The following is a 16,750-nucleotide window of genomic DNA, read 5'->3' as shown; positions in this document are numbered from 1 at the left end:
ATACCTACGATCGGCTTAACGCGGTACTTGATGAAGTCAACGTGTCGTTGGATCGCTTCCTCGCGTCCATCGACTCGCTGACGGCCGGCGAGCTGATCGAGGCTCGCGGCCGCTACGCGTTACTTACGGTGCGGCTGGACGCTCTGACCTATGAGCTGTCCAGCCCGTTCGGCTGCCCAACTGGGCGGCGCACATGACCTTGACGGACCGTGAGCAGATTCAGGCCGACGTTGACGCGTTGTGCGCTGTGGCTACTCGTTTCCAGGATCATGCGTATGCGGCGCTGACCAACCCGGAACGCTTGGGGATATTGGAAAAACTCGAAGGCGTAACACGGAAACTCCAGACGCCAAGTCACCAGCTCATCAATCAGCTTGGTGAGCAGGCGGATTCGGCAGAGCTGGGCGGCAAGCTGAGCTGGGCGTTGGCCGATCGGCTGAACATCACCCGTGGGGAGGCCAGCCGCCGCATCGCTGAGGCAGCCGAACTGGGTCCGCGGCGGGCGCTGTCCGGTGAGCCGTTGGCGCCGGTGCTGCCCGCCACCGCCGCGGCTCAACGCGCCGGTGCCATCGGGCCCGACCACGTGGCGGTGATCCGGCGGTTTTTCCACCAGCTGCCCGACTCCGTCGACGTGGGCACTCGTGTGGAGGCCGAGAAGGACTTGGCGGTCCGGGCCGCCGGGTTTCGCCCCGACACGCTCGCCAAGCTCGCCCGCCGTCTGATGGACTGCCTCAACCCCGACGGCAGCTACACCGACGCCGACCGGGCCCGCGCCCGCGGGCTGGTGCTGGGAAACCAGCAGGCCGACGGCATGTCAAAGCTGAGCGGGTGGTTGACGCCGGAAGCGCGCGCCAGCTGGGAGGCGGCGCTGGCCAAGCTGGCCGCGCCCGGGATGTGCAACCCCGACGATGAGACGCCGGTCGTGGACGGCGCACCGCCAGAAGAGGCGGTGCGGCGCGACACCCGCACGGCCGCCCAGCGCAACCACGACGGCCTCAACGCCGCCCTGCGTGCGTTGTTGGCCAGCGGCACCCTGGGCCGGCACAACGGGTTGCCGGCGGCCATCGTCGTGACGACCACACTCACCGAGTTGGAAGCCGCCGCGGGCAGGGGCTTGACCGGAGGGGGCACCATCCTGCCCATGTCCGATGTGATCCGCCTGGCGCGGCATGCCCACCACTATTTGGCGGTCTTCGACAAGGGCAAGCCGCTGGCGCTGTATCACGGCAAGCGCCTGGCCTCGCCGGGTCAGCGAATTGTCTTGTACGCCAAGGATCGCGGCTGTTCGCATCCGGGTTGCGACGTGCCGGGCTATTACTGCGAAGTCCACCACGTCGAAGACTGGGCCAGCACCCGCCGCACTGACATCGATCAGCTCACCCTGGCGTGCGGGCCGCACCACCGGCTGCTGGAGAAGGGGTGGGCCACCCGAAAACGCGCGAACGGCGAAACGGAATGGATCCCGCCGCCGCACCTGAATCGCGGGCAGCCCCGCGTCAACACTTTCCACCATCCCGAACGGGTCCTGGCCGAACAAGACGAAGAGGACCAAGACGATGAGAACGACGCGGCGGGCGCGGCTTAACTCGCCGCCCCGCTGGGGTCGGGCGCGGCCGACCCGACGGCGTCGCTCAGCGAGGCGAACCCGCCGTCGCGCAGCCGGCGGGCGATGCCGTCGTGAATGCGCTTGGGCCACAAGCCCCCTCCGTAGATGAAGCCGGTGTAGCCCTGCAACAGCGACGCACCCGCGGTGATCCGCTCCCACGCGTCGTCGGCCGTCTCGATGCCGCCGACGCTGATCAGCACCAGGCGATCGCCGACTCGGGCGTATAGCCGGCGCAGCATCTCGGTGGCGCGCCCGGCCACCGGCGGCCCGGAGATGCCGCCCGGGCCCAGCGCGTCCACCCCGGGCGTGCGCAGGCCCTGGCGCGACACGGTGGTGTTGGTGGCGACGATCCCGGCCAGGCCCAGCTCGACGGCCAGGTCGGCGACGGCGTCCAGGTCGGCGTCGGAAAGGTCGGGCGCGATCTTCACCAGCACCGGCGTCGACGTCTCGGCGAGGACGGCGGACAGGATGGGCCGCAGCGACTCGACGGCCTGCAAGTCGCGCAGCCCGGGGGTGTTCGGCGAGCTGACGTTGACCACCAGATACGACGCCAGGGGCCCGACCAGCCGCGCGCTGGCCCGATAGTCGTCGACGGCGTCGGCGGCCGGGGTGGTCTTCGTCTTGCCGATGTTGACCCCGATCGGGATGTCGGGCCGGTGCCGCGCGAGCTGGATCGCCAGCGCGCCTGCGCCGAGGTTGTTGAATCCCATGCGGTTCAGCAGGGCGCGGTCGGCGGGCAGCCGGAACATGCGCGGGGCGGGATTGCCGGGCTGCGCGTTGGCTGTCACGGTTCCCACCTCGGCGTACCCGAACCCGAGCGCGCCCCAGGTCAGTAGCCCCAGGCCGTCCTTGTCGAAGCCGGCGGCCAGCCCGAGCGGCCCGGGGAAGCGGACCCCGAACACCGTGCTCGCCAGCACCGGATCGGTGGGTCCGAGCAGCCGGTGCAACAACCGGCGTGCCGCGGCGACGGCGGTGGCGCCGCGCAGCACCCCGAAGACCAGCGTGTGGATGCGTTCGGGCGGAACCAGGAAGAACAGCCGTCGCAGCAGGCCGTACACCATGCCGTCGCGGGCCACCGTCACAGTTCCGGCTGGTCGGGCCGCCGGTTATCCAGCCGAGACTTCTTGCGGCGCAACAGAACCCGCCTGCTACCGTCGGTGTACAGCCGCACCCGGGTCAGCTCCCAGCCGCGGTACTCGGCCTCGATCGACAACCGGGTGGACGCGCTGAGTCGGGTCACTTCCGGGGGCAGCCGCAGCGGCACCCATTCGTAGTCGTCGGACAACTCGCTGTCCCAGCCCGCGGGCAACTGGCTTCGGCGCGGCGCGGTCAACGCGGCCCCGCCGCGTGTTCGATCACCTGCACCCCCGCACCGGACCCCGACACCACGTACAACGTGTCCGACGCTTCGTCGAAGGCAAGCGAGTTGGGTTGCTGCACGGTTGGGTAACGCACCTTTTCGACGGGAATTCCGGTGGACAGATCGTAACCAACCACGATATTCGAAGCGGTCTGGGTTACCCAGCTCAACTCGCGGGATCCGGCCAGGGCGTACGGCGCCTGGGGCACCGGATAGGCCTGCCGCAAGATCAGCGGGTCGACCCCGTAGACCAGCAGCTGGCCGCCGCGGGTGTCGGCGACCAGAACCCGGCCCCACGGGTCCGCGGCCATGGTGGTTGCGCCTTCGCCCGCCCGCAGCGCCTGTTGGACCTGGCCGTCGCCGCCGATCGTCGTGACGGAGGTCTGCCCCCGGTCCAGCACCACCGTCGTATTCCCTTGGGTGGCAAGCCAATCGACCCGTGCGAAAATCTTGCTCCGGCTGCCGACGGTCGCGCTGCCGGCGGCGCCCGGCGCCGGCGAGGCGAGGGTGTAGACGGCCCCGTCGACGCTGCCCAGCACCAGCTTGCCGTCGGCGCGCAGGGCCACCGCGGTGAAATCGGCCTGCGAGGCGTCGGCGACGTTCACCCGCGCCGCGCGGCCCGTGGACAGGTCGACCACGAAATAGCCACCCCGCGCGGCGAGGAACAGGGTGCCGCGGCCGTCGTCGGTCAACGCGGTCGCCGGTCCGGGCAGGCCGACGACCCGCGGCGCGGCGCTCGTGCCACCGAACACGGTGACGGTGGCCGGTCCCTTGGGATCGGCGCCGGGCGCCAGCACCGCAAGCTGGTGAGTGCCGCCGTCGAAGGCCGCCGCGGCAGCGTGGGCGGCCATCGGGCGGACCTGCCCGGCCGGGTTTTGTGACGCCGGCGGCGACACCGCGGCCACGGCCGGTTCGATGGTGGGCGGCGCCGATTTGAATGTATTGGACGAACATCCCACGACCGCGGCCAGCAAAAGCGCGACGCCGAGCACACCGTGATGCACTGGCGGTTTACTGCGCATGTGTCCTGACAGCAATTATCATCCCTCGCGTAGCGCCGGTGGAGTTCCCAGGTTAAGGAACGCCTTCGCATCCAATATGGCCATGTCGCCGACATCAAGCCCCACGGGCGAGGTATCGTCGCCTCATGGCCGTCACCGTTGACCGGCATATCGCGGAGAAAGAGTTTGCTGTCGAGGACATGTCGACAGGCATTTTCGCCAGCGGCTATGGACATGTCGGTGATGGGCGCAGTTTTTCGTTTCATATCGAACACCGCTCGCTCGTCGTCGAAATTTACCGACCACGCCTTGCCGGGCCGGTTCCCCAGGCCGATGAGGTGGTCGCCACGGCCGTCCGCAGCCTGGTCGAGATCGACCTGACCGACGAGCGCAGCCTGATCGCCGCCGTGCGCGACTCGGTGGCGCATGCGACGCCCGTCTCGCCGTAGCCGTTAGCCCGCCCGCACCGGGTACGGTCGTGGTCGTGGTTGCGCCAACCTCTCCGATGCCCCGGTTGGGCCGCGCGGGATGACGGTCATCCTGTTGCGGCACGGCCGATCCAGCTCGAACACGGCCGGCGTCTTGGCGGGCCGCTCGGAGGGCGTCGACCTCGATGACAAGGGCCGCGATCAGGCCGCCGGGTTGATCGACCGGATCGGCGACCTGCCCATCCGCGCGTTGATCAGTTCGCCGTTGCTGCGGTGCCGGCGCACCCTCGAGCCGCTCGCCGAGGCGCTCTGCCTGGAGCCGCTGATCGATGATCGGCTGGCCGAAGTGGACTACGGGGACTGGACCGGCCGCAAGATCGCCGAGCTGGCCGCCGAGCCGCTGTGGCGGGTCGTGCAGGCGCACGCGAGCGCGGCGGTGTTCCCCGGCGGCGAGGGGCTGGCGCAGGTGCAGGCGCGCGCGGTGGCCGCCGTCCGGGAACACGATCGCCGGCTGGCCGCCAAGCACGGCGGCGACACCCTGTGGGTGGCCTGCACTCACGGTGATGTCATCAAGGCGGTCGTCGCCGACGCCTACGGCATGCACCTGGACGCGTTCCAGCGGGTGACCGCCGACCCGGCTTCGGTGAGCGTGATCCGCTACACCGAATTGCGCCCGTTTGTGTTGCACGTCAACCACACCGGAGCGAAATTGGCTGCGGCGCTGCGGGCGGGCCCACCGCCGCAGGATGAGGCCCAGGATGGGTCGCGGGCCAAGACGGACGGCGAGTCCCCGGCGGCACCAACGGAACAGCCGGCCGCGGTCGTGCCGTCCGGCGACGCGGTGGTCGGCGGCTCGACTGATTAATTCCGCTTAAAACAGGCGGGGCGGGGCAATCGGATCGCACGGCGAAGGCAACAGCCGGTATTTTGGAGGTGCCATGGCCCGCGCAATTCACGTCTTCCGGACACCCGACCGCTTCGTGGCCGGGACCGTTGGTCAGCCCGGAAACCGCACCTTCTACATCCAGGCGGCGCACGACTCGCGGGTGGTGTCGGTGGTCCTGGAGAAGCAGCAGGTCGCGGTGCTGGCCGAGCGCATCGGTGCGCTGCTGCTGGAGGTGAATCGCCGGTTCGGCACGCCGGTCCCCCCGGAGCCGGCCGAGGTGGACGACCTGAACCCGTTGATCACACCGGTGGATGCCGAGTTCCGGGTCGGAACCATGGGGCTGGGCTGGGATTCGGAGGCCCAGACCGTGGTGGTCGAGTTGCTGGCCGTCACCGACGCCGAGTTCGACGCGTCGGTGGTGCTCGACGACACCGAAGAGGGCCCCGACGCGGTGCGGGTGTTCCTGACGCCGGAGTCGGCGCGGCAGTTCGCGACGCGCTCCAACCGCGTCATCTCGGCGGGGCGTCCGCCGTGCCCGCTGTGCGACGAGCCGTTGGACCCGGAGGGCCATATCTGCGCACGCGCCAACGGTTATCGGCGCAGTGCGCTGCTCGGGCCTGACGATGAACTTGAGGCCTGACGACCGTGAGGTGTTGCGGAACGGCGAGCTGACGGTCATCGGACGCATCCGCTCCGCCAGCAACGCCACCTTCCTGTGCGAGTCCACGCTCGGCGAAGCGACCGTGCACTGCGTCTACAAGCCGATCTCCGGGGAGGCCCCGCTGTGGGATTTTCCCGACGGAACGCTGGCCGGCCGGGAACTCGCCGCCTACCTGATCTCGACGCAGCTGGGGTGGAACCTGGTGCCGTACACCATCATTCGCCACGGGCCGGCGGGGCCGGGCATGCTGCAGCAGTGGGTGCAGCAGCCCGGGGACGCGGTGGACAGCGATCCACGGCCGGGGCCGGACCTGGTCGACCTGTTTCCCGCCGGCAGCCAGCAGCCGGGCTACCTGCCCGTGCTGCGCGCCTACGACTACGCCGGTGACGAGGTCATCCTGATGCACGCCGACGACATCCGGCTGCGGCGGATGGCGGTGTTCGACGTGCTGGTCAACAACGCCGACCGCAAGGGCGGCCACGTCCTGCGCGACCTGGACGGCCACATTTTCGGGGTCGACCACGGCGTGTGCCTGCACGTCGAGAACAAGCTGCGCACGGTGCTGTGGGGCTGGGCCGGCAAGCCGATCGACGACCAAACCCTGAAGGCGGTCGCCGGCCTGGCCGACGCCGTGGGCGCGGAGCTGGGGGATGCGCTGGCCGAGCACATCACCCGGGCGGAGATCGCCGCGTTGCGCAAACGGGCGCACGCGCTGTTGAACGATCCGGTGATGCCGGTTCCCAACCGGCACCGGCCCATTCCGTGGCCGGCCTTCTAAGGCGATGCCACGGGTTCAAACTTCGCAGGGGCCGTCGGAGATACTGATTCGGTGAGCCAGGGCCCGGACGAGCTGACCGACGCCGCACTGGCTGCCGAACTCGCCGCCGACGCCGGGGAACTGTTGCTGAAAGTGCGCGACGAGGTCGGCTTCGGTCACCCGTGGGCGTTGGGCGACGCCGGTGACGCCCTGGCCAACGAGCTGATCCTGCGGCGGCTGCGCGACGAGCGCCCCGACGACGCGGTGCTCAGCGAGGAGGCCTACGACGACCTGGTCCGGCTCAAACGCGACCGGGTGTGGATCATCGACCCGCTGGACGGCACCCGGGAGTTCTCCACGCCCGGCCGCGACGACTGGGCGGTGCACATCGCGCTGTGGCAACGTCCCACCGGCGACCCCGCCAACGGCCGCCGGGAGATCACCGACGCCGCGGTGTCGCTGCCGGCCCGCGGGAACACGGTGTACCGCACCGACACCGTGACCGCCGACGCCGCGCGCGTCGGCATCCCGCACACGCTGCGGATCGCCGTGAGCGCCAGCCGGCCGCCCTTCGTGTTGCACCGCATGCGCCAGTCGCTGGCGATCCAGCCGGTGGCGATCGGGTCGGCGGGGGCCAAGGCGATGGCCATCATCGACGGCGACGTCGACGCCTACCTGCACGCGGGCGGCCAATGGGAATGGGACAACGCGGCGCCGGCCGGGGTCGTGATGGCCGCTGGCATGCACGCCTCGCGGCTGGACGGTTCGCCCATGCGCTACAACCAGTTCGATCCGTACCTGCCCGACTTCGTGATGTGTCGTGCCGAGGTGGCGCCGATCCTGCTCGCCGCCATCCGCGACGCGTGGCGCTGAGCCAGCGCGTTTAGAGTCGTTGGCATGCAGTCGTGGGCGTCCCCGCCGGTTCCGGTTTTGCCGGGACGTGGGCCGGAGCTCCGGCTGTTCGACACCTCCGATCGTCAGGTGCGCCCGGTGGCGTCCGCCACTGGCCCTGGTTCGGACGCGACCATGTACGTCTGCGGCATCACCCCGTACGACTCCACCCACCTCGGCCACGCGGCGACGTACCTGACCTTTGACCTGGTGTATCGGCAGTGGCTGGACCTGGGCCACACCGTGCACTACGTGCAGAACGTCACCGACGTCGACGATCCGCTCTTCGAGCGGGCCCTCCGCGACGGTGTCGACTGGCGGGAGCTGGGCGATCGCGAGGTCGCCCGGTTCCGCGAGGACATGGCGGCGTTGCGGGTCCTGCCGCCGCGCGATTACGTCGCGGCCACGCAGGCGATCCCCGAGGTGGTCGAGCTGGTCGAGAAGATGCTGGCCTCGGGCGCGGCCTACGTGCTGGACGGCGATTATCCCGACGTCTACTACCGGGCCGACGCCACCCCGCAGTTCGGCTACGAGTCCGGCTACGACCGCGAAACCATGCTGCGGCTGTTCGGGGAGCGCGGCGGCGACCCGGACCGGCAGGGCAAGAGCGACGAGCTCGACGCGCTGCTGTGGCGGGCCGCAAGACCGGGCGAACCGAGCTGGCCGGCACCGTTCGGCGACGGCCGGCCGGGCTGGCATGTGGAGTGCGCGGCGATCGCGCTCAGCCGCATCGGCAGCGGCTTGGACATCCAGGGCGGCGGGAGCGACCTGATCTTCCCGCATCACGAGTTCACCGCCGCGCACGCCGAATGTGTCCGTGGCGAACGGCGATTCGCCCGGCACTACGTGCACGCGGGCATGATCGGCTGGGACGGGCACAAGATGTCCAAGAGCCGCGGCAACCTGGTGCTGGTGTCGACGTTGCGGGCGCAGGGCGTCGAGCCGGCGGCCATCCGGCTGGGCCTGCTGTCCGGGCATTACCGCGCGGACCGGTTCTGGAGCCAGCAGGTGCTCGACGAGGCTGCCGCCCGCCTGGGGCGCTGGCGCAGCGCGACGGCGCTGCCCGCCGGCCCGGACGCCGCCGACGTGATCGCGCGGGTGCGCCAATACCTGGCCGACGACCTGAACACACCCAAAGCGCTTGCGGCGCTTGATGGTTGGACCACCGACGCGCTCGAATACGGTGGTCACGACGTGGACGCGCCGAAGCTGGTGGCCACCGCGATCGACGCGCTGCTTGGGGTGGAACTGTGAAAGCGGTACTTTGACGCCCATGACGTCGCTGCAGGACAAAGTCGTTTTCATCACCGGCGGTGCCCGGGGAATCGGTGCCGAGGTGGCCCGCCGGCTGCGCGACAAGGGCGCCAGGCTGGTGCTCACCGATCTCAACGACGCCGAGCTGAGCGCGCTGGCCGCCGAGCTCGGTGAGGACCGCGTGCTGACCGCCGTCGCCGACGTGCGCGACCTGCCGGCCATGCAGGCGGCCGCCGCGCGGGCCGTCGAACGGTTCGGCGGCATCGACGTCGTCGTGGCCAACGCAGGCATCGCCAGCTACGGGTCGGTGCTGCAGGTCGACCCCGAGGCGTTCAAGCGGGTCCTGGACATCAACGTCCTCGGCGTCTTCAACACCGTGCGGGCCACGCTGCCGGCGGTGATCGAGACCCGCGGCTACGTGCTGATCGTCTCGTCGCTGGCCGCGTACGCGGCGTGTCCGGGGCTGGCCCCCTACAACGCGTCGAAGGCCGGCGTGGAGATCCTCGCCAACGCGTTGCGGCTGGAGGTGGCGCACCGCGGCGTCGCGGTCGGGTCGTCGCACATGTCGTGGATCGACACCGCGCTGGTCCGCGACAGCAAGGTCGACATACCCGCCTTCGGCGAAATGATCGCGAGGCTGCCGTGGCCGCTCAGCAAGACCACGACCGTAGACAAGTGCGCGGACGCGTTCGTCAAGGGCATCGAGGGCCGGAAGAGCCGGGTTTATTGCCCGCAGTGGGTCGGCCTGCTCCGCTGGTTCAAGCCGGTGCTGTCCACCCCGGTTGGCGAATTGCCCATCCGCAAGATCGCCGACGAGCTGTTGCCCCGGATGGACGCCGAGGCCGCCGCGCTAGGGCGCTCCACCAGCGCCTACAACCAGGGACTGGGCAAGAAGGTTTAGTTCGATGGTGGCGACCCGCTTCGCCCGGCTGCGCCGCGCTCGCGCTCGCCGCTAGCCCGATGGCGGCGACCCGCTGCACTCGGCGTCGCCGAGTTTGCGATCGCCGCTAGCCCGATGGCGGCGACCCGCTGCACTCGGCGTCGCCGAGTTTGCGATCGCCGCTAGCGCCCGAAGCCGGGCCGGCGGCGGCGCAGATACCGCTCGAACTCGGCGGCCAGCGCGTCGCCGTCGATCTTGCCCAGCGCCTCGTTCATGTCGACCTCCGCATCGCCGCGCTGTTCCAGCGACAGCACGTATTCGGCCAGGTCCTCGTCCTCGGCGGCCATCTCGGTGATGGCCTGCTCCCACTCCTCGGCGTCGGTCGGCAGGTCGGCCAGCGGCACCTCGATGTCGAGCACGTCCTCGACGCGGCGCAGCAACGCCACCGTCGCCTTCGGGTTGGGCGGCTGAGACACGTAGTGCGGCACGGCCGCCCAGAACGTCACGGCGGGGATCCCGGCGGCCACGCAGGCGTCCTGGAACACCCCGGCGATGCCGGTCGGTCCCTCGTAGCGGCTCTCCTCGAGCCCGAAGCGTTTGGCCGATTCGGGGGAGTACGCCGCGCCCGACACCGGAACCGGCCGGGTGTGCGGCGTGTCAGCCAGCAGGGCCCCCAGGATGACCACGGTGTCCACGTTGAGTTTGTCGGCGATGGCGACCAGCTCGGCGCAGAAGGTGCGCCAGCGCATGTTGGGTTCCACGCCGTGCATCAACACCACGTCGCGGTCGCTGCCCGGCGGCCGGCAGTGGGAGATGCGCATCGCCGGCCACACCAGCTCCCGGGTCACCCCGTCGACCTGACGAATGACCGGGCGGTTCACCTGGTAGTCGTAGTACGCCTCGTCGTCGATCTCCAGGATCGGGTCGGCTTCCCAGATGGCCTCGAGGTGCTCGAGCGCGTCACTGGCCGCGTCGCCCGCGTCGTTCCAGCCCTCGAATGCCGCCACGACGATGGTGTTGTGCAGCTCGGGCAGTTTGGCTTCACCGAAGGGTGGGCCATCGGACGGGGTCACAGAATCAGCGTACGGCCTTTGCGGCCGATGTTCGGCCTTCCCCGGCAGGGACCCGTTATCCTCCGGGGGCATTCCCTTCCGACGACTATCCTGAATGGGGTGACTGCCGACCTGACCCGGGACGACGTCAACCACCGGCGACCCGGTCGAGACGAAATACGCTCGGCGTCAAACTGGTTAACCTTGGTAACTACCCCGTCGCCGACAGGATCCGCGAGCTGGTGGTCGCGGCGATGGGTTGGGCGTCCAGACGTCGGGTGACAACGTAGACTTTCCACCGTCGAGAGGCGTTGCAACGGATCCGGGTCCCCCGTCGGTATCCGCCACGCTCGGCAGAGTCGACGTTGTTGACGAGAAGGACGCCTTCCGCTACGGAAGGAACGTACGTGACCGCTCTTGAGCCGAAGTTCAGCCCCGAGCCGAACATCCGTCCCGACTGCACCGACGACCTGACGGCAGCCCTGCGCCAGCGAATCATGGTGATCGACGGCGCGATGGGCACGGCGATCCAGCGGGACCGGCCGGATGAGGCCGGCTACCGCGGGGAGCGGTTCAAGGACTGGCCGAGCGATCTCGTCGGCAACAACGACCTGCTCAACCTGACGCAGCCGCACATCATCGAGGGGATCCATCGCGAGTACCTCGAGGCGGGCGCCGACATCCTCGAGACCAACACGTTCAACGCGAACGCGATTTCGCTGTCCGACTACGGCATGCAGGAACTGAGCTACGAGCTGAACTACGCCGGCGCCGCGCTTGCGCGGGCGGCGGCCGACGAGTTCAGCACCCCGGACAAGCCCCGCTACGTCGCCGGCGCCCTCGGGCCGACCACGCGGACCGCGTCGATCTCGCCGGACGTGAACGATCCCGGGGCGCGCAACGTCTCGTACGACCAGCTGGTCGCCGCCTACCTCGACGCCGCCCGCGGCCTGGTCGACGGTGGTGCCGACCTCATCATCGTCGAGACGATCTTCGACACGCTGAACGCCAAGGCGGCGGTGTTCGCCATCGAGACCCTGTTCGAGGAACGCGGGCGCCGCTGGCCGGTGATCATCTCGGGCACCATCACCGACGCCTCCGGGCGGACGTTGTCCGGTCAGGTCACCGAGGCCTTCTGGAACTCGATCAGGCACGCCCGGCCGATCGCGGTCGGGCTCAACTGCGCCCTGGGTGCACCGGAGATGAGGCCGTACATCGCCGAGATGTCGCGCATCGCGGACACCTTCGTCTCCTGCTACCCGAACGCCGGTCTGCCCAACGCCTTTGGCGAGTACGACGAGTTCCCGACGCGGCAGGCCGGTTACATCGCCGAATTCGCCGACGCCGGGCTGGTGAACCTGGTCGGTGGTTGCTGCGGGACGACGCCGGCGCACATCGCCGAGATCGCCAAGGTCGTCGAGGGCAAGCCGCCGCGGGACGTGCCGGAGATTCGGGTGGCCACCCGCCTCGCCGGCCTGGAGCCGCTCAACATCACCGACGACTCGCTGTTCGTCAACATCGGTGAGCGCACCAACATCACCGGTTCCGCCCGGTTCCGCAACCTGATCAAGGCCGAGGACTACGACACCGCGCTGTCGGTTGCGCTGCAGCAGGTCGAGGTCGGCGCGCAGGTCATCGACATCAACATGGACGAGGGCATGATCGACGGCGTCGCCGCGATGGACCGGTTCACCAAGCTGATCGCGGCCGAGCCGGACATCAGCCGCGTCCCGGTGATGATCGACTCGTCCAAGTGGGAGGTCATCGAGGCCGGCCTGAAGAACGTGCAGGGCAAGCCGATCGTCAACTCGATCTCCATGAAGGAGGGCGAGGAGAAGTTCATCCGCGAGGCGCGGCTGTGCCGCAAGTACGGGGCGGCCGTCGTCGTGATGGCCTTCGACGAGCAGGGCCAGGCCGACAACCTGGAGCGTCGCAAACAGATCTGCGGTCGCGCCTACCGGATCCTGACCGAACAGGTCGGCTTCCCGCCCGAGGACATCATCTTCGACCCGAACTGCTTCGCGCTGGCGACCGGTATCGAGGAGCACGCGTCCTACGGGATCGACTTCATCGAGGCCTGCGCCTGGATCAAGGAGAACCTGCCCGGCGTGCACCTCTCCGGCGGCATCTCGAACGTGTCGTTCTCGTTCCGGGGCAACAACCCCGTCCGCGAGGCCATCCACTCGGTGTTCCTGTTCCACGCCATCAAGGCCGGTCTGGACATGGGCATCGTCAACGCGGGTGCGCTGGTGCCCTACGACTCGATCGACCCCGAACTGCGGGAGCGCATCGAGGACGTCGTGCTGAACCGCCGCGAGGATGCGGCCGAACGACTACTGGAAATCGCGGAGCGGTTCAACAGTTCGGAAAAGTCCGAGGACCCGGCGGCCGCCGAGTGGCGCGGCCTGCCGGTCCGCGAGCGGATCACCCACGCCCTGGTCAAGGGCATCGACGCGCACGTCGACGAGGACACCGAGGAGCTGCGGGCCGAGATCGCCGCCGCGGGTGGTCGCCCGATCGAGGTGATCGAGGGCCCGCTGATGGACGGCATGAACGTCGTCGGCGACCTTTTCGGCTCGGGCAAGATGTTCCTGCCCCAGGTGGTGAAGTCGGCCCGCGTGATGAAGAAGGCCGTGGCGTACCTGCTGCCGTTCATCGAGGAGGAGAAGGAGCAGAACGGCACCGCGGCGGCGAAGGACACCAACGGCACCATCGTGATGGCGACCGTGAAGGGCGACGTCCACGACATCGGCAAGAACATCGTCGGGGTTGTCTTGCAGTGCAACAACTTTGAGGTGATCGATCTCGGTGTGATGGTGCCCGCGAGCAAGATCCTGGATGCGGCGAAGGAACACAACGCCGACATCATCGGGCTGTCCGGCCTGATCACCCCCTCGCTGGACGAGATGGTCAACTTCGCCGCGGAGATGGAACGCGAGGGCTTGGAGATCCCGCTGCTGATCGGCGGCGCGACCACCTCCCGCGCCCACACCGCGGTGAAGGTGGCGCCGCGCCGTTCCGGGCCGGTGGTTTGGGTCAAGGACGCGTCGCGCTCGGTGCCGGTCGCCGCGGCGCTGCTCGACGACAAGCAGCGTCCTGGCCTGCTCGAGGCCACCGAGGCCGACTACGCATCGCTGCGGGAACGGCACGCGCAAAAGAACGAGCGGCCGATGCTGACCCTGGAGAAGGCTCGGGCGAACCGGACGCCGGTCGAGTGGGACGGCTACACGCCGCCGGTGCCCGCGATCGGTGCGGTAGTACGGGAATTTCAGGACTACGACCTCGCCGAGTTGCGCGAATACATCGACTGGCAGCCGTTCTTCAACGCCTGGGAGATGAAGGGCCGCTTCCCCGACATTCTCAACAACCCGGCCTCGGGCGAGGCCGCCCGCAAGCTGTACGACGACGCCCAGCAGATGCTCGACACCGCGATCAAGGAGAAGTGGCTGACCGCCAACGGGGTGATCGGGTTCTTCCCGGCCAACGCCGTCGGTGACGACATCGAGGTCTACACCGACGACACCCGCTCCGAGGTGCTGACCACGCTGCACAACCTGCGCCAGCAGGGCGAGCATCGCGACGGCATCCCGAACCGGTCGCTGGGCGACTACATCGCGCCCAAGGACACCGGCCTGGCCGACTACGTCGGCGCCTTCGCCGTCACCGCGGGGCTCGGCAGCCAGGAGAAGATCGCGGAGTTCAAGGCGGCGCTCGACGACTACAGCGCGATCCTGCTGGAATCGGTCGCCGACCGGCTGGCCGAGGCGTTCGCCGAGCGGATGCACCAACGAGTTCGCAAGGAGTTCTGGGGATTCCAGCCGGACGAGCAGCTGGACAACGAGGCGCTCATCGACGAGAAGTACGTGGGAATCCGCCCCGCGCCCGGCTACCCGGCCTGCCCGGAGCACACCGAGAAGGTGACGCTGTGGAAGCTGATGGACGTCAAGGAGCGGACCGGCATCGAGCTCACCGAGTCGATGGCGATGTGGCCCGGTGCGGCCGTCAGCGGCTGGTACTTCTCGCACCCCCAGTCGCAGTACTTTGTGGTCGGCCGGCTGGGCCAGGACCAGGTCGCCGACTACGCGAAGCGCAAGGGCTGGACCTTGAAGGAAGCCGAACGTTGGCTCGCGCCCAACCTCGGCTACAACCCGGAGGATTGATCCAGAGTTGAACCGCATCGCCGATATCGCCACCGACATTGTCGCCGAAGCCGTCAATGTCACGGTCCTGCACGTCCGACGCATCGTCGGGGCGCTGGGTACCGCGGTCGACCGCACGAAGCGCGAGGTTGGCGATTTAGCCTGGGATTACGGCGATTTGGCGGCCAGTGTCCGTTCCTCGGCCCGCCGCAGCCGCACGTCCACCGGGGGCGACGGCCAGGTGACGCACGGCGAGTGCGGCGCCGACGTGATATCGATCGATCGGCGTCGTCGAAAGGCCAACTGAGACAACGCCCATAGGTGCAGGCCCTAGATGTGCAGCACGGAACCCAAGGCGGACAGCGGGATATGCGCTTGCACCGTGCCCCCGTCCATGAACCACTGCATGGCACCGGGCGTGAAGTTGAGCGGCTCGTCGTGAGCCACGGGGTAGTCCGGCATGTACAGGATCAATTCGTCCGGCGTCAACGCCCAGGCCTTGTAGGCCCCGGAGTAGACCTTGTCGGGAGTCCAACGGTCGAGGACAAACGGGTAGGTGCCCGGATCATGCGGTGGGGGAGCCTGATTGAGCGCCGTCTCAACGAACGGCGCGGCCACCGGCGGGATCGCGGTCAGCGGGTTTGACGTTGTCAGGTCGGCCAGCTGCACCCGACGGCCGCTTGCCATGTCGAATGTGAAGGTCCGGTAGGCGTTGTTCGGCTTTGGCCCGTCGGCGTGGTAATCCTCGTGGAACACCGCGCTGAGCAGGTTGCCGTGCCGGAACACTTCGAAGTTCTCCTCGCCGTAGCTGTCGGCGGCCATGCTGGTGTTCGCCGTCTTCCAGTTGTTTACCAGGGTTTTCAGATAATCGCGCACCACCGGGCCGGTAGTCGGGTTGTCGACCAGGTCGGGCACCGCGACCTTGATGTCCCGCACGGCTTTGCGTTCCGATGTGACCGAGGTGTGACAGTACTGGCCGTCCCAGTCGCCGCCCAGCTCCCCGCAAAATGAAGGAGCGGACGCACTTGCCGGGACGGCGGTGGAAATTGTTGTGGCAACTACCAATACGGCTGCCGTCGACAATTCCTTGAGCATCACATCATCCCGTCGGCTCAGAGGAGCTGGACTTTACTTGCCCGCCAGCGACCGTCGACCTTCTCCATGGTCATCTTGATCCTGCTGCGGTCGATGCGCGGGTCGGGAGCGGCGGTATTGGTGACGGTCTGGTCGATAAAGACCAGCACGACAACCCTATTGGTGGACGCCGACTGAACCGCCGAGTCCACCACGACGCCGTGCGCGGTCGCCTTGTTGTCGATCAGCAGCTGGCGAAGTTTGACGCTGGATTGGGTGTACATGTCCTTGAACTCGCCGGTCGCACCGTCGAGAACCTGCCGAAAGTTGTCGTCGACCTTGTTTGAATCGATGCTCGTCAGTACCTGCGCGTAGGCGATGGCCGCCTGTTGGGCCTGCTCGCCCGCGAGCCTGACTTGATGCTCTTGCCACTGCCGCCAGCCGAGGAACCCCGAAAGGGCAAGCGAGGCAATCAGCAGCATCGGCAGGGCACCGCTGCGCAGATAATGTTTCCAGGGCCGCTTGCGGCGCTCGGTATCGGGGCGCTTGCGCCTGAGCAACGCGCCCTCGCCCTCGCCCTCGTCCTCGCCCTCGCCCTCGCCCGTGGTCGTGTCGTCGAGACCAGCGCACGCCTCGTCGGCGTCGTCGTCAGTGACGTCCGAAGCTGCGGCGCCCGAGTCCGCTTCGGCTTGCACGTCGGCCTTTGGGTTCTTCTTGGTGGTCACGGCCACGATCATCTCCTAGGGATCGGCTCGAATGGT

17 protein-coding genes are annotated in these 16,750 nt (G+C 68.6%); 11 read left to right on the top strand and 6 right to left on the bottom strand.

Going from position 1 to position 16,750, the window contains the following annotated elements:
- The first annotated feature begins 41 nt into the window (after positions 1-41).
- Both A5702_RS26170 and A5702_RS04755 read left to right on the top strand, forming a co-directional pair.
- Entirely contained in the window at positions 42-197 is a 156-nt protein-coding gene (locus A5702_RS26170) for a hypothetical protein (protein WP_156669486.1), read from the top strand.
- Entirely contained in the window at positions 194-1,585 is a 1,392-nt protein-coding gene (locus A5702_RS04755; RefSeq protein WP_068218681.1) for an HNH endonuclease signature motif containing protein, read from the top strand. The genes A5702_RS26170 and A5702_RS04755 overlap by 4 nt, the downstream gene beginning before the upstream one ends.
- Here the strand turns inward: A5702_RS04755 and A5702_RS04750 are convergent.
- Genes A5702_RS04750 through A5702_RS04740 form a run of 3 tightly spaced genes read right to left on the bottom strand, consistent with a single transcriptional unit; the run spans position 1,582 to position 4,003 of the window.
- The gene (locus A5702_RS04750) at positions 1,582-2,664 is read right to left on the bottom strand and encodes a quinone-dependent dihydroorotate dehydrogenase (RefSeq protein ID WP_197506501.1); all 1,083 of its coding nucleotides are present in this window, start codon (positions 2,662-2,664) and stop codon (positions 1,582-1,584) included. The two genes, A5702_RS04755 and A5702_RS04750, sit on opposite strands and share 4 nt — an antisense overlap.
- A gap of 20 nt (positions 2,665-2,684) precedes the next feature.
- Entirely contained in the window at positions 2,685-2,939 is a 255-nt protein-coding gene (locus A5702_RS04745) for a DUF5703 family protein (protein ID WP_055403381.1), read from the bottom strand.
- Positions 2,936-4,003 carry a YncE family protein gene (locus tag A5702_RS04740; RefSeq protein ID WP_369817865.1) on the bottom strand — a complete coding sequence of 356 codons (1,068 nt, stop codon included), beginning with the start codon at positions 4,001-4,003 and terminating at the stop codon, positions 2,936-2,938. The genes A5702_RS04745 and A5702_RS04740 overlap by 4 nt, the downstream gene beginning before the upstream one ends.
- A gap of 110 nt (positions 4,004-4,113) precedes the next feature.
- On the opposite strand from A5702_RS04740, the gene A5702_RS04735 reads away from it, so the two are divergent.
- The 7 genes from A5702_RS04735 to A5702_RS04705 all read left to right on the top strand — a co-directional run bounded on the left by A5702_RS04735 (position 4,114) and on the right by A5702_RS04705 (position 9,745).
- Positions 4,114-4,416 (top strand): hypothetical protein, encoded by a 303-nt coding sequence (locus A5702_RS04735; protein WP_055403379.1) that lies wholly within the window; start codon positions 4,114-4,116, stop codon positions 4,414-4,416.
- A gap of 79 nt (positions 4,417-4,495) precedes the next feature.
- On the top strand, positions 4,496-5,260 hold the full coding sequence (locus tag A5702_RS04730) for a histidine phosphatase family protein (RefSeq protein ID WP_068218675.1): 765 nt from the start codon (positions 4,496-4,498) through the stop codon (positions 5,258-5,260).
- Positions 5,261-5,333: 73 nt separating this feature from the next.
- Positions 5,334-5,921: a DUF3090 domain-containing protein gene (locus A5702_RS04725; protein WP_055403377.1), complete on the top strand. Its 588-nt coding sequence runs from the start codon at positions 5,334-5,336 to the stop codon at positions 5,919-5,921.
- Complete coding sequence (locus A5702_RS04720) at positions 5,905-6,720, top strand: SCO1664 family protein (protein WP_068218672.1); 816 nt, start codon at positions 5,905-5,907, stop codon at positions 6,718-6,720. The genes A5702_RS04725 and A5702_RS04720 overlap by 17 nt, the downstream gene beginning before the upstream one ends.
- 51 nt (positions 6,721-6,771) lie before the next feature.
- On the top strand, positions 6,772-7,572 hold the full coding sequence (locus A5702_RS04715; protein WP_055403375.1) for a 3'(2'),5'-bisphosphate nucleotidase CysQ: 801 nt from the start codon (positions 6,772-6,774) through the stop codon (positions 7,570-7,572).
- A gap of 24 nt (positions 7,573-7,596) precedes the next feature.
- The gene (gene mshC / locus A5702_RS04710) at positions 7,597-8,844 is read left to right on the top strand and encodes a cysteine--1-D-myo-inosityl 2-amino-2-deoxy-alpha-D-glucopyranoside ligase (protein ID WP_068218669.1); all 1,248 of its coding nucleotides are present in this window, start codon (positions 7,597-7,599) and stop codon (positions 8,842-8,844) included.
- Positions 8,845-8,863: 19 nt separating this feature from the next.
- Entirely contained in the window at positions 8,864-9,745 is an 882-nt protein-coding gene (locus A5702_RS04705; protein ID WP_068218666.1) for an SDR family oxidoreductase, read from the top strand.
- A 161-nt stretch (positions 9,746-9,906) separates the two neighbouring features.
- Here A5702_RS04705 and A5702_RS04700 read toward each other — a convergent pair whose 3' ends face one another.
- Entirely contained in the window at positions 9,907-10,797 is an 891-nt protein-coding gene (locus A5702_RS04700) for a PAC2 family protein (protein WP_055403372.1), read from the bottom strand.
- Between the two features lie 386 nt (positions 10,798-11,183).
- Between A5702_RS04700 and metH the strand changes: the two genes are divergently transcribed.
- Positions 11,184-14,936 (top strand): methionine synthase, encoded by a 3,753-nt coding sequence (gene metH / locus A5702_RS04695; protein ID WP_068218663.1) that lies wholly within the window; start codon positions 11,184-11,186, stop codon positions 14,934-14,936.
- A gap of 7 nt (positions 14,937-14,943) precedes the next feature.
- Complete coding sequence (locus A5702_RS04690; protein ID WP_055403371.1) at positions 14,944-15,222, top strand: hypothetical protein; 279 nt, start codon at positions 14,944-14,946, stop codon at positions 15,220-15,222.
- A 23-nt stretch (positions 15,223-15,245) separates the two neighbouring features.
- Here the strand turns inward: A5702_RS04690 and A5702_RS04685 are convergent, their stop codons facing one another.
- Together A5702_RS04685 and A5702_RS04680 are read right to left on the bottom strand one after the other, a co-directional pair.
- A complete protein-coding gene (locus tag A5702_RS04685; RefSeq protein ID WP_068218660.1) occupies positions 15,246-16,010 on the bottom strand; it encodes a mannan-binding family protein in 765 nt (254 codons plus the stop codon).
- A gap of 17 nt (positions 16,011-16,027) precedes the next feature.
- Complete coding sequence (locus tag A5702_RS04680) at positions 16,028-16,726, bottom strand: tetratricopeptide repeat protein (RefSeq protein ID WP_068218657.1); 699 nt, start codon at positions 16,724-16,726, stop codon at positions 16,028-16,030.
- Positions 16,727-16,750 lie beyond the last annotated feature (24 nt).

The sequence above is a fragment of the Mycobacterium sp. E3339 genome, assembly GCF_001666915.1.
GTDB lineage: Bacteria > Actinomycetota > Actinomycetes > Mycobacteriales > Mycobacteriaceae > Mycobacterium.
This window is presented reverse-complemented; position numbering and strand designations above follow the sequence as displayed.

Coding starts and splice junctions, on each gene's coding strand:
- mshC (WP_068218669.1), top strand. CDS start 7,597: ATGCAGTCGTGGGCGTCCCCGCCGGTTCCGGTTTTGCCGGGACGTGGG.
- A5702_RS04705 (WP_068218666.1), top strand. CDS start 8,864: ATGACGTCGCTGCAGGACAAAGTCGTTTTCATCACCGGCGGTGCCCGG.
- A5702_RS04725 (WP_055403377.1), top strand. CDS start 5,334: ATGGCCCGCGCAATTCACGTCTTCCGGACACCCGACCGCTTCGTGGCC.
- A5702_RS04730 (WP_068218675.1), top strand. CDS start 4,496: ATGACGGTCATCCTGTTGCGGCACGGCCGATCCAGCTCGAACACGGCC.
- A5702_RS04680 (WP_068218657.1), bottom strand. CDS start 16,726: ATGATCGTGGCCGTGACCACCAAGAAGAACCCAAAGGCCGACGTGCAA.
- A5702_RS04735 (WP_055403379.1), top strand. CDS start 4,114: ATGGCCGTCACCGTTGACCGGCATATCGCGGAGAAAGAGTTTGCTGTC.
- A5702_RS04755 (WP_068218681.1), top strand. CDS start 194: ATGACCTTGACGGACCGTGAGCAGATTCAGGCCGACGTTGACGCGTTG.
- A5702_RS04720 (WP_068218672.1), top strand. CDS start 5,905: ATGAACTTGAGGCCTGACGACCGTGAGGTGTTGCGGAACGGCGAGCTG.
- A5702_RS04685 (WP_068218660.1), bottom strand. CDS start 16,010: ATGCTCAAGGAATTGTCGACGGCAGCCGTATTGGTAGTTGCCACAACA.